Source organism: Jejuia sp. G7-7 (assembly GCF_055808955.1).
Genome location: NZ_JBVVSZ010000001.1, coordinates 1,498,911 through 1,511,880 on the forward strand (window position 1 = coordinate 1,498,911; position 12,970 = coordinate 1,511,880).

Genomic DNA, 12,970 nt, shown 5'->3' on the forward strand with positions numbered 1-12,970 from the left:
TTAAAGGTTGTTTACTTGTGCTAAAAGATGTTCTTTTACTTCTTTTCCATCTATATAAGCAATTGCTTGTAACTTGCCTTCTGCATAAGGTACCATCCACTCGCATTGCATTTCGTTCCAAACCGTTCCTGGTTTATCTGTACCTAAAGATTTTCCGTTTAAAAACAACTCTACTTCATCTGCATTTGAATAGACCCAAACTGGAATCACAGTTCCTGTTTCCATTCTTGGATGTGTCCAATGAGGAAGCATGTGAAGCATTGGTTCTTTAGTCCATTGACTTTGATAGAAGTAAAATAAATCTTTTTTAAATCCTGCTACATCTAAAACACCTCCCATAAATAGATTGAAAGGTAATCCGCCATGAACTAAACCAGCTTCTCCATAATAATCAAAACCTGTCCATCTGAAATGTCCACTATGCCAAGGATTGTCTCGCATAACTTCCCAATATTTTCTTGCAGATACCCGAACCGTAGCATTGTCATAAGAAGAATTGAAACTTTGTTTTCTGTTTCTCCAGTTTTTAGGATTAATACCTTCGTAGAAAAATATTTCTTTTTCTGTTAGATTTGGCAACTCATAAGTCCCTGGTAATTCGTTATCTCGCCACCATGTTTGTGTTCTGTAATAGCCTCGTGTTTGCCAAGTATGAGGTGCTTCAGTAGAAATGAAAGGTTTATCGAAGGTTTTGCTTTCTATGAATGATTTAGTCTCAGAACCACCGTTTACCCCCAGAATATCCATATCCTCAGGATTTCCAGCACCAGATGTAAATAATCGTGTTGGATCTAAGTTTTTTCCAAATTTTACTAATTCTATTGCTACATCGCTATGCGTTTCGTTTCCTAAACTCCAAACAAAAATACTTGGATGGTTTCGGTCTCTGGTAATCCATTCTTTTACATCGCGTTGCCACCATTCGTCAAAAGCTTGTTTACCGTAATCTTGAGGTGCTTTTTTATGCCAACCATCAAAAATCTCATCCATGACTAATAAACCTATTTCATCACAGATATCATAAAACATTGGTGGTGTTGGATTATGCGACGGACGAATGGCATTGATGCCCATACCTTTTAAACTTTGTAATTTCCAACGTAACAAGGGTTTTGTCCAAGCGCCTCCAACAGGACCGCCTTCCCAATGTTCGCAAACGCCCTTTAACTTTACATTTTCTCCATTTAACCAAAATCCTGTTTCGGTTTCCCATTTTACAGTTTTAAAACCAAAAGTGGTTTCTATTTCATCAATGACTTTTTTACCATCTAAAATTTTTGTGACTGCTTTATACAGATTTGGAGTATCTGGACTCCATAATTTAGGATTCTTAACTTCTAATTGAATAGTTGGTTGTGATGATTTTAATTTTTCGCAATATGAGTCCAACAAGTTTCCTTCTAATGAAAACAGTTTTACATCGTATTTTAAACCCTTTGTAAAACCATTAATTTCTGTGTTAATAGAAACATTAGCTTGGTTTTGTTGAATTGAAGGTGTTTTTATAAAAATAGTATTTGGCTTAAAATGTGTTGGATTAACTACTATCAATTTTACCTGAGCATAAATACCACATGGATGATACCATCGTGCAGAAGGCTCTAAACTATTATCAACTCTAACAGCTATTGTGTTTTTTCCTTCTTTTAAATGTTTTGAAATATCATAACGGAAACTGATATACCCATAAGGTCTTTTGCCTATATGATTACCATTTACCCATACCTCACTATTCATGTAAACTCCATCAAAATTAATATATGTAGTCTTAGACAAATTCTCTTTTTCTATATTGAAGTATTTACGATACCACCCAATTCCGCCATCATGATAACCTCCTCCTTGACCTTGATCCCCTCCTTTACGTACGCCTTTTTCAAAAGACCAATCGTGTGGTACGTTTAAGTTTTTCCAAGAAGTATCATTAAAATTTTCTTTTGAAAATGCAACATTATCTTGTAATATAAAATTCCAATTATTGTTAAAGTTTTTAACCGTGCGCTGCGCGGAAACGTAGTTTATAAAAAGGCTTAAAAGAATCGCAAAAAGGATGTTTTTCATTTAAATTAAAATGTTTAAACAAACTTAACTTTAATTCTTGTTTACATAATCCTGTGGTGTCATGCTTTATTCTGCGTTTTTATGCTCTAACATGATAGTACAGGTTGGTTTTTTATTATGTTAGCTTTAATTTTATACTGTCAACTAAAAACAAGATTATAAGTTAGACACAAAGTTTTGGCTAATCCTTTACATTGACGGACTAGCCTGCGTTAGGGATAGAAACGGCATCCTTTTTTGGTAAGATTGGATTTATAAAAATAACTGTTTCATTAATTAGTTATACTATTTATTAGGCAGGCAAAATTTATACATCAAAAAAGATATAGTGGATAGCCCGAACACGCCCAAGCGTGGTAACGCCCAAATTATTTAAAAAAATACTATGAATTATTTAAAGAAAAACAAATTATTTCTCCTTGTTCTCATATTTTCTATGATTACAGTAGTTTTTAACTGTTCAAAATCTGATGAAGTAGAAAAAGAAATGGAAGAAGAAATGGAGAAAGAGATGGAAAAAGATCCAGAACCAGACCCAGATATACTAGAACAACCCGTTGTTGACCCCGATAAAGTTGTATCTATTAACACCGGTAGCTCTATTGGAGAGTTTTATAACTTTTGGTCTACAAGACCAATGATTAATCAAACTCGATTTAACGCTTCTGGTTTTAGAACGTCCCTAGCTCCCATAAAAGATTACGTTAAAAGCTACAATTTGGTAAGAACTATGGGAGGAAGAACAGACAACCTAAATGATTTTTATAAAGGTGTTGATGGTTCTGGAAATATTATTACAGATTTTAGTGGCTTGATAACGAGTATGAGAAACTTTAGGAGTACTGGTTTTAAACCAAGGATTGTTTTAAGTAAAGTACCTTGGGAAATGGTTACCGATAAAACTGTAAACACCTATGGAAATACAAGCCCACCAGACAATTATGACCATTGGAGAGCTTATGTTAATGCCTTTTTATCTACGCTTGTTAATGAATTTGGAATGAACGAAGTTAAAACATGGCGTTTTAGAGTAAGCACAGAGCCTAATTATACGCCTAGCCATTGGAATGGAACCATGGAGGAGTATTTTAAGCATTATGACATTACAGTTGATGAAGTTTTAAAAGTAATTCCTGACGCCATTATTGGCCCTGGAAATATGCTTACTGAAGGTGTAGCAACCTACACGACTGAACTTATTGACCATTGTGCTACTGGAACCAATTATGCTACAGGTGCAATAGGAACTAAAATGGATTTTTTTAGTATCTCTTATTATGAAAAAATTGATCAAAATACAGTATCACTCCCAGAGAAAATTGAGCCTTATAGAAATAAACTGAATAGCTACTCTCAATTTAGTAACATACCTCTAGATATTCAAGAATTTGGAATGTTACGAGATGAAAACGGCGTAAGAGGGATTAGTTTAACTGATGCAACAGAGTTAGGTGCCAGTTGGTATGCTAGAGTAGCTGATTTAGCTTTTGAGTATAGAATTAATGAAATATATGATTGGGGGCAAGAAATTGAATCTAGTAACTTACCACAAGGCAGAAGAAATGTAACCGAAATGTTTTTAAAGATGGAAGGTGGCAATAGATTGCAAACTATTGACAATCTTTCTTCTAATGAACATGCTGGGGTTATTCCTGTTACTAAAAACGGAAACATCTATCTGCTAGTATATAATCATAACACTACAAGAAATAGCTCCGCTAAACGCACTTTTTTCCCACAATTAGAAGGTGGTGAAATAACAGGAAATACCAAATGGAAAATAAATGAATGGACGGTAGACAAAGAAAATAGTATTGTAATGCATGAATTGTATAAAGATATAAGAGCAGCTGGTGTATCTGAAAAAACGAATGGACGTATTTATGGAAACAGACCTTCTGACCGCTTTGAAGATGGCTGGAAGGATGTATTAAACTCAAATTTATCTAAATATGAAGATCTAGCTGAATTATCAAAAACCATTACAGATAAATTTGTTGAAAAGAAAGACGGCAAACTTACTCTGGGGTTGAATTAGAGCCTCATAGTGTTAAACTTATTGAATTAATACCACAGTAAATAAAGAAATTTATTTAGCATTTAAAACCCCATTTTACAAGTTGTGAAATGGGGTTTTATATAATCTTTCAATAAATTAGATTTTAAACTACTTTCTAGGTATATCATTTTGTAAAAAAGGAGTTCCATCACTTGGAAATTGAGCCTCAAGAAGCTTTTTCATTCTTTGTTCTACTTTAGCGTACTTATTATTTCCAGATAGGTTTTGGTAAGATAACAGACTGTTTTTATGCTCATATAGTTCTGCCCCTAAAATTTCGTGTGTGGTAGAATTTCTCCATTCCGTATATCTCCAATCTCCATCTGTAGTTGTTACACCCATTATTTTTTTCCTCTAGCATATACACTATAAGCCGCTTCATCCCATTTTATTTTTGGATTATTTAATACTGGAAGAATACTTTTTCCGTCTGATTCAGGCGCCGATTTTAGATCACAGACATCTACTAAGGTTGAAAAAATATCTACATTTTCTACCAAAGCATCAGAAGTCTTTCCTAGAACTCTATTTTTATAATTTGTTTCTCTGCTTATAATTAAAGGTACTCTTACATCAATTTCCACATTAGATTGTTTACACCACGCACCATACTCGCCTATTTTATAGCCGTGATCACTCATGAAAATTATCATGGTGTTTTTTCTTAGATCTAAATCATTTAAGGTCTTCATGATTTTTCCAATTTGAGCATCTATATAACTAATACTGGCATGATAGCCGTGTATTAATTCTCTTGTTAAATCATCATTTAAATCGCCTTCAGTAGGAATATTCGAATAGCTTTTAAGCTCTCCCCATTTAGCTAAAGCCAGTCTATACATATCTTTAGGCTTGTCTCTTACTGGGATTTCAAAATTGTTTTTATTGTATAAATCCCAATATCTTTTTGGAGAATTATAGGGTAAATGTGGTTTACTTAGACCTACAAACATTAAAAATTTATCGTCTTTTACTTTGTGAAGTGTTTCTATAGCATGGTTAGCTGCTCTACCATCCTTATAGGCTTCATCTGTAACATCTGCATTTTCAAAGGCAGGCCCTTTTAATGGTTTAACGCCTTCTTCTTTTAAGCGTTTCATGAGTGCTATATTTTCGGGTTTTACATACGAATTCTTTTCTTTTTCAAAATAAGTTGACCATACGTTTTTATCATCTATTCCATGATGATACACTTTGCCAATACTTACTGTTTTATAGCCATTTTGATTGAACAACTGAGGCATAGAAACCACCTCTTTATGCACTTTACGAAGTGGTGTGAAAATGCTATAAATACCTAAAGTCTCTGGACGCAAACCTGTTAAGGTACTCATTCTAGAAGGTGCACAAATGGCTTGTTGTACATAAGCTTTGTTAAACATAACGCCATCTTTTGCCAATTTATCAATATTAGGTGTTAATGCTGTTTCGCTACCATAACATCCTAATTCTGCACGTAAATCATCAACATAAAAAATTAAAACATTAGGCTGTTGCTCAGAAGTATTTGCTTGCGATTGTTGCGCTTTTCCACATGAAAAGCTAAATATGACTAGTAGTAAAGCTAATATTTTTTTCATTTATATATAACTATTAAAATTGATTTATTTTTTTAAATTGGTTTTGGTGACTGTACAACGCCTTTTCCTTCTTTCCAGCTCCACCAATTTACAGCTCTCCGTTTTTCATCTAAAGTATAACCCCATTTCTTTAAATAATAGTGCTTATCTTTAAACTCGTCCTCTATTTTTTCTAATTCTAGATTTAATTTTTTATCTAAATCTTTTTGAATCATTGCATATTCTGGGTTACCTATCAAATTATTCATTTGGTAAGGGTCCTTCATATTATCAAAAAACATATTTGGTCCTTCAATTGTTCTTCCGTAGGTATATTGTTTAGTTTTAATTGCTCTATAAGCAGGGTCTTTATAATTTGCTCCAAAAGGTGCAACACCCATAACTAAGGCAGCTCTATCTGCACTTGGGTTTGGATTCATTATTAATTCAGTTAAGTTTTCGCCTTCTATATCTTTAGGGATTTCAATATTTGTTAATCCTAATAGGGATGGCAATATATCTGGTGTGGTTAAAGGCGCATTTACAACTTTGCCTTTATTTTTTCCAATTGAAGGGTAACTTATTAAAAACGGCACTCTTGATGCTTCATCCCAAGCCAATTGTTTTACAAAGGGTTTTACACCATGTGCGCCCATCATTTCTCCGTGGTCTGCAGAAAAAACAATAATAGTATTTTCAGATAATTTTAATGCTTTAATTTTATCTAAAAGCAATCCAATGGCTTCATCTGTAGCTGTGGCATGTGCATAATAACCTTGCAATTCTTTTCTGCTTCTTTCTTTAAATTCCTCAGCTACATTCGGGTTTAGCGTTAAAGATTCTGGTGGATACATATCTTTATATTTCTTTGGTGCAGAACCATGAGGATAATGCGGTGTAGCGATTGAAACTACTGCTAAAAATGGCACATCGTCTTTTGCATGTTCAGCTAAATATTGATTTGCATCTTCTACAATAGCAAAAGGGGAATATTTTTTCCAATGTTTTAATTTGGTATCTTCATTATCATAATACGGCATTTTAGTATAATTATGCGAACATTCTAAAGCTCTCCAAAAGTCAAAACCTTGGCGTCTTTCTTTAGGTATAAAAGAAGATCTTCCATGGCCATCTAAATGCCATTTACCCCAGTAGGCTGTGTTGTACCCTTCTGCTTTAAAAATTTCTGCCATGCATAATTCTTCTGAAGGCAAATACAAATCATTTACAAACATTCCTGTAGTGGAAGGAAATTTTCCTGTTAGTAAAGCTGCTCTGTGAGGTGTACAGACTGGCGTGACAGAAACTGCATTTGTAAAGTTTACAGATTCTTTCGCAAAAGCATCTAAGTTTGGTGTTTTTACATCTGGATTGCCTGCATAGCCTAAAGCTGAACCTCGCCATTGATCTGTAAGTATATAAACAATGTTTGTTTTTTTTACTTCTGAAACAGAATTAATTTCAAGCTTTTTATCTTCATTTTTACAACTCAACGTAATTGAAAATATAGCTACAAAAACGAATAGTATTTTGTTAGTTTTAACCACTTTTTTATTTAAATTTAGATTGAAATCTATATACTCCTGGTTGCACTAACAACTCAAAACCATCTGCTGTTTTATTCTGCAATTTAATACCTGTATGTTCTTTAAACACTTTTCCATTTATAATCAAATCTTTTTCTGGATTTGCTGGCACTATTACTTTTGCTGTTGTGTTTGGTGGAACTGCAACCTCTAATGAAAATGTGTTAGCATTAATTTCCCAAGCACTAGACACTTTTCCATAAGGTGTATTTAAACTTGCTGATGCTGATGTTAAAGGTTGTCTTGGTTTTGGTGCAATTCTAATAGATTTGTATCCCGCCTCTAAAGGTGCAATACCTGCGATACGTTCGTACATCCATTCGCCAATGGCACCATAAGCATAGTGGTTTAAACTATTCATACTTTTTGGATTATAACCTTCCGTTTTGCTATAACTATTCCAACGTTCCCATATAGTAGTTGCGCCTTGATTTATAGAATAAAACCACGATGGGTAAGTTTCATTAAATAACAGTTTGTAGATTAAATCAATCTCGCCCATATCATCTAAAACTTGAGATAATAATGGGGTACCTAAAAAGCCCGTTCGTAAATGATTATCTGCATCTTTTAGTTTTCGTAATAAATTAGCTTGCGCATTTTTTTGTTTATTTTCAGGCAGCAAATCAAAAGCCAATGCTAATAAATAAGATGTTTGGGTTTCTGTAACACCTTTTACTTTTCCAGTTTCATCAAAATATTTCTCATCAAATGCCTTGGCTACAGTTTTGAATAAAGCTTCATATTTTTGATGTTCCTGAGTTTTACCAAGAGTTTCGGCTGTTTGTGCTGTTAATTTAGCAGAATGTGCAAAAAAAGCAGTTCCTATTAAATTCTTAGATGTATCTCCTCTATTATCGCCACTTTCTGGATAAGGCTGTAGCCAATCAGAAAAGGACATCATATTAGATATATAGTTTTTTGATTTTAATTCATGATGTGCTACCCATTTTTTCATCATTTCAAAATTATCTTCTAAAAAACCAATATCTCCTGTGCGTAAATAAATTTTCCATGGGATTATTGTACACACATCTCCCCATCCAGAACTTGCAATCTTGTTGCCGCGAGCATCTGGAACTGTCCAAGGAATAGCTCCATTTTCAAGTTGTGCTTCTCGAACACTCTGTAACCAACTTGCCCAAAATTTATACACATCTGCATTAAACATTGATGTAGGGCCAAATACTTGAGCGTCCCCTGTCCAACCTAAACGTTCGTTACGTTGTGGACAATCTGTTGGAATATCCAAAAAATTACCTCGCAATCCCCAAACAATATTGCTTTGTAACTGATTTAATTTTTCATGAGATGATGTGAACTTTCCATTATCATCAAAATCTGAATACTGAACAATTCCTGTTACCCAATCTTTATTAGGCTCTTTTGAGGTATCAAATCCGCTTAATTCTACAAATCGAAAACCATGAAATGTGAACTTTGGCATATAGGTAATGTCTCCATTTTTATCAGCAATATAATAATCTGTAGAATGTGCGCTTCTATAATTTTTAGTATAAAATGTGCCATCAGGTGACAGCATTTCTGCAAATCTAATTTTAAGAGTATCTCCTTTTTTCATTGGAACCTTTACTAAAGGAACACCTACCATGTTTTGTTTTAAATCAAATATAATTGCACCATCTTTTTTTGTAATCTCCTGTGGTGTTAGCTCTATTTTTCCTTTTGTAGTTGTATGCCTTTTAGGTTCAAGTTTTACCTTATCATCAAGATTTGCTACTTCTACATTTGTCCAATCCTTATCATCAAAATTATTGGTTGTCCAATGTGGCATTTCTAAACTGGCATTATAAATTTCGCCATCATATATTTCTGCAAACTGTAACGGACCGTTTGTCATTCCTTTCCAACTAGCATCAGAAACAATAATTTCTTTTGAGCCATCCTTCATTGACATTTCCAACTGAGCTAAAACTTTAGGAGAAATAGTATTATCCCATGGTGTTGTTCCCCATAGTAAACGCCCCGAATACCAACCAGCAGCCAACTCTACACCAATGGTATTTTTACCAGATTCTATTAAATCTGTAACATCATAAGTTAGGGTCTCAATGCGTTTGTCGTAAGTTGTAAATCCGGGCGACATCGCATCATCTGAAACATTTTTACCGTTAATAGAAACATCAAACACCCCTTTAGAGGTAATGTATAATCGTGCTGAAGTTACATCTCTAGATAACTCAAACCCTTTTCTTAAATACTGTGGCTTGTGAATTAATACCTTTCCACGCCCTCTGATACTATCTTTAGCAGTATTTAACCCAACCCATTTGGCTTGCCAATCGCTATTATTCAGCAATCCTAGTTCGAAATTATGGATTGTACTCCAATTTGAAGCTTCATTATTTTGATTCCAATATTTTACCTGCCAATATACTCTTTGACGAGACTCCAATGGTTTCCCATCGTATTTTACCCAAACTGACTGAGTTGTGTTTTGCTTTTCTGAATCCCATAAATCAGCATCATCAGGTAATAAATCAGGATTACTAGCAGCAACTATTCGATATGCAGATTGATTTAAGACTTCATCAGAAACTGGTAATTGCCATGAAAACGTAGGATGCGCATCATAAAACCCTAAAGGATTTTCAAAACCTTCTGAAATAGTTAAGTTTTGAGCTTCTCTTATAGTATTTTCTTCCTTACATGACATTAAGCTTAAAAGCGTAAAACATACTACAGCACATAAAAAATATTTGAAATTCGGTTTTTTGTACATGGTTTTATAATTTAGTTTGAATATTATATGTTCCTGGTTCTGCTAAAAATTTTATTACATTTCTATCAGAACTTATTAATTTTAAATTTGAATTTTCTTCGAATATTTTTCCACTAATCATTAAGTTATCAATTATACCATAGGGAATAGTTATCTCTGCAGAAGTATTTGGAGGAATTACTACTTTTAAATAAAACATATTGTTCTCTATTTTCCAAGAGGATGATGCTTCTCCATAAGGAGTATTTATATTTGCAGAAGCCTTATTTAAATAATCTGTATTTGGTATTGGCGCAATCCTTATTTTTTTATAGCCAGGTTTTAATGGGGCAATACCAGCAATACGCTCGTACATCCATTGCCCAATAGCTCCGTAGGCATAATGATTAAGGCTGTTCATACTTTGTGGATTATATCCTTCGTCTTTACTGTAACTGTTCCAACGTTCCCACATGGTGGTTGCACCTTGATTTATAGAATAAAACCAAGAAGGATAGGTTTCCTTAAACAGGATTTTATACATCAAGTCTATTTCTCCCATTTCATCTAAAACTTTTGGTAAAAGTGGTGTTCCTAAAAACCCTGTTCCTAAATGGTAATCAGCATTTTTAATTTCTTCAAGCAAGTGGTTTTGTGCTTTTAGTTTGGTTTCTGGTTTGAATAAATCGAAATAAATACCTAGCAAATAACTTGTTTGCGTTTGTCTGTCTTGTTTAAACTTTCCGTTTTCGTCAAAAAACTCATTTTCAAAAGCATTGGCAACAGCTTTATGTAAATCTTTATATTTTTTCATCATCTGTTTTACCTAAAACACCAGCAATCTTGGATATTAAATGTGCAGAATGCGCAAAATAAGCAGTATTAATTAATTCTTTTGGTGTATCTCCTCTATTTCCTTTTTTTAAACTTTTAGAAGGATAAGGTTGTAACCAATCTCCAAAAGAATGCATAATAGGTATGTAAGCTTTCTTTTTAACTTTAGATTTATAGTACTCAACCCATTTTTTTGCAGATTCATAACTCTCTTCAAGTACTGTAACATCTCCTGTTATATTATAAATATCCCAAGGAATAATAACACAGGCATCGCCCCAACCAGAACTTCCTGTTTTGTTTTGAAGCACATCTGGTACTATAAAAGGCACTAAACCGTTTTTGTGTTCAGACTGATTTTCTCTTAAACTTTGCAACCAAGCCGTCCAAAAAGCATGTGTATTATAATTAAAGAGTGCAGTAGGTGCAATGACTTGTGCGTCCCCTGTCCAGCCCAAACGCTCATCACGTTGCGGACAGTCTGTAGGCACATCAAAAAAGTTATCTCGTAACCCCCAAGTAATATTACTTGTAATTGATTCAGTTTATCGTGAGATGATGTAAACGTTCCGTTTTTCTCGAAATCTGAATGTTGCGCTATGCCTTGTACCCACGAAGCATCTGGTTTCGCATTTTTATCATAACCACTTAGTTCTAAAAATTGAAATCCGTGAAACGTAAATTTTGGAACATACTCTACAACACCATCTTTAGCAGCCACATAATAATCGGTTGACTTTGCAGAACGATAATTTTTAGTGTAAAAGGTATTATCTTTTAACAACATTTCAGAAAAACGTATTTTTAAAGTATCGCCTTTTTTCATAGGCACTTTTACCCTTGGCACACCTACAATATTTTGTTTCATATTAAAAACCGATGTGTTTTCTTTAATCGAAACAATTTCTACATCTTTTAAAACTATTTGATTCTTTACAGTATGATGTCTTTTTGGCGCTAATTTAACATCCTTAGCAATCGCTTCAACTTGAACCAATTCCCAGTTGAAATCATCAAAAGTAGTTGTTTTCCAATTTGGCATTTCAAAATTCGCATCATATAATTCTCCATCGTAAACACTCGCTAAACGTATTGGTCCATTTGTGGTGCCTTTCCAAGATTCGTCTGAAATAATCGTTTGTTTAGAACCGTCTTTCATTACAACTTCTAACTGACATAGAATTTTGGGTGATGCAAAATTTTCATACAACGCTCTACCTCTACTAATTCTTCCTGAATGCCAACCAGAAGCCAATTCCACAGCGATGGCATTTTTACCAACTTGTAAAAGTTCAGTAACATCGTAGGTAATCGTTTCTATACGATGATTGTATGGCGTCCAACCCGGAGTCATGACATCATCGCTAACATCATTTCCATTTAAATGCACATCAAAAACACCTTTTGCTGTAATGTATAGTCTTGCTGAAGCAACATCCGAAGATAATCCAAAACCTTTTCGTAAATATTGTGGTCTGTGCATTAAAAACTTCCTAACGCCCTTAATACTATCTTTTGCGGTATCTAATCCTGCCCATTGAGCTTTCCAGTCGTCTTTATTCAATAAACCCAATTCAAAAGAATTTATTTCGCTCCAATCTGAAGCGTTTTCATCTTGGTTCCAATACCTTACTTGCCAATATACTTTTTGTCTTGACTCTAGTGATTTTCCTTGATATTTCACAAAAGTAGATTGCGTACTTTTTTGCTTTTCAGAATCCCATAAATCAGCGTTATTAGGCAATAATTCTTTTGAAGATGCTACAACAATTTGGTAAGCAGATTGCGATTTAATTTGTTCTAAAACAGGTAGTTTCCAAGAAAACGTTGGGTTTGCATTATAAAATCCTATTGGGTTTTTAAAACCTTGTGAAATTTTCAAAAACTCAGGTGCTTTAACTTCGTTTTGATTGCAGGATATACAAACAAAAAGCGCTATTACATAGCAATACAGTAAAACGGGGGACCTTGTTTTTTTTGATAGCTTCATTTAAATACGTAATGCAATACTATTTTAAAGTCTTAAAAAGATTGAAAAATTAATTTACAAAGTCTAATTTTTTACAAAAAAAACTATCCTGTACTGTCTCGAAATTTCAATATTTAAACTAGAATTATATATTATGTGCCTTTTTCAAAACAAAAAAGC

The 12,970-nt window shown here is 33.7% G+C and carries 8 protein-coding genes and 1 pseudogene; 1 reads left to right on the plus strand and 8 read right to left on the minus strand.

Going from position 1 to position 12,970, the window contains the following annotated elements; all coding sequences use genetic code 11:
- Entirely contained in the window at positions 1-2,061 is a 2,061-nt protein-coding gene (locus AC0L5U_RS07425; protein ID WP_473415612.1) for a glycoside hydrolase family 2 TIM barrel-domain containing protein, read from the minus strand.
- A 436-nt stretch (positions 2,062-2,497) separates the two neighbouring features.
- Here AC0L5U_RS07425 and AC0L5U_RS07430 point away from each other — a divergent pair, with 436 nt between their 5' ends.
- Entirely contained in the window at positions 2,498-4,099 is a 1,602-nt protein-coding gene (locus AC0L5U_RS07430) for a GH39 family glycosyl hydrolase (RefSeq protein ID WP_473415613.1), read from the plus strand.
- Between the two features lie 129 nt (positions 4,100-4,228).
- On the opposite strand, the gene AC0L5U_RS07435 is transcribed toward AC0L5U_RS07430, so the two are convergent.
- The 7 genes and pseudogenes from AC0L5U_RS07435 to AC0L5U_RS07465 form a co-directional block, all read right to left on the minus strand.
- Positions 4,229-4,462, minus strand: a complete 234-nt coding sequence (locus AC0L5U_RS07435; RefSeq protein ID WP_473415614.1) for a hypothetical protein — start codon at positions 4,460-4,462, stop codon at positions 4,229-4,231.
- Positions 4,462-5,700 carry a sulfatase gene (locus AC0L5U_RS07440; RefSeq protein ID WP_473415615.1) on the minus strand — a complete coding sequence of 413 codons (1,239 nt, stop codon included), beginning with the start codon at positions 5,698-5,700 and terminating at the stop codon, positions 4,462-4,464. The genes AC0L5U_RS07435 and AC0L5U_RS07440 overlap by 1 nt, the downstream gene beginning before the upstream one ends.
- A 32-nt stretch (positions 5,701-5,732) precedes the next feature.
- The gene (locus AC0L5U_RS07445; RefSeq protein ID WP_473415616.1) at positions 5,733-7,226 is read right to left on the minus strand and encodes a sulfatase family protein; all 1,494 of its coding nucleotides are present in this window, start codon (positions 7,224-7,226) and stop codon (positions 5,733-5,735) included.
- 4 nt (positions 7,227-7,230) lie between these two features.
- Complete coding sequence (locus AC0L5U_RS07450; RefSeq protein WP_473415617.1) at positions 7,231-10,008, minus strand: family 78 glycoside hydrolase catalytic domain; 2,778 nt, start codon at positions 10,006-10,008, stop codon at positions 7,231-7,233.
- Between the two features lie 4 nt (positions 10,009-10,012).
- A complete protein-coding gene (locus AC0L5U_RS07455; RefSeq protein WP_473416207.1) occupies positions 10,013-10,408 on the minus strand; it encodes an alpha-L-rhamnosidase C-terminal domain-containing protein in 396 nt (131 codons plus the stop codon).
- Positions 10,409-11,300 (minus strand): annotated as a pseudogene (locus AC0L5U_RS07460) (alpha-L-rhamnosidase-related protein); the annotation flags it as partial.
- Positions 11,186-12,811: a family 78 glycoside hydrolase catalytic domain gene (locus tag AC0L5U_RS07465; protein ID WP_473415618.1), complete on the minus strand. Its 1,626-nt coding sequence runs from the start codon at positions 12,809-12,811 to the stop codon at positions 11,186-11,188. The gene AC0L5U_RS07465 and the pseudogene AC0L5U_RS07460, both read right to left, overlap by 115 nt.
- Positions 12,812-12,970: the final 159 nt, after the last annotated feature.

Bases quoted from the DNA above. Each gene is read 5' to 3' on its own strand.
- AC0L5U_RS07425 (WP_473415612.1), bottom strand. From the start codon at position 2,061: ATGAAAAACATCCTTTTTGCGATTCTTTTAAGCCTTTTTATAAACTAC.
- AC0L5U_RS07430 (WP_473415613.1), top strand. From the start codon at position 2,498: ATGATTACAGTAGTTTTTAACTGTTCAAAATCTGATGAAGTAGAAAAA.
- AC0L5U_RS07435 (WP_473415614.1), bottom strand. From the start codon at position 4,462: ATGGGTGTAACAACTACAGATGGAGATTGGAGATATACGGAATGGAGA.
- AC0L5U_RS07440 (WP_473415615.1), bottom strand. From the start codon at position 5,700: ATGAAAAAAATATTAGCTTTACTACTAGTCATATTTAGCTTTTCATGT.
- AC0L5U_RS07450 (WP_473415617.1), bottom strand. From the start codon at position 10,008: ATGTACAAAAAACCGAATTTCAAATATTTTTTATGTGCTGTAGTATGT.
- AC0L5U_RS07455 (WP_473416207.1), bottom strand. From the start codon at position 10,408: ATGAACAGCCTTAATCATTATGCCTACGGAGCTATTGGGCAATGGATG.
- AC0L5U_RS07465 (WP_473415618.1), bottom strand. From the start codon at position 12,811: ATGAAGCTATCAAAAAAAACAAGGTCCCCCGTTTTACTGTATTGCTAT.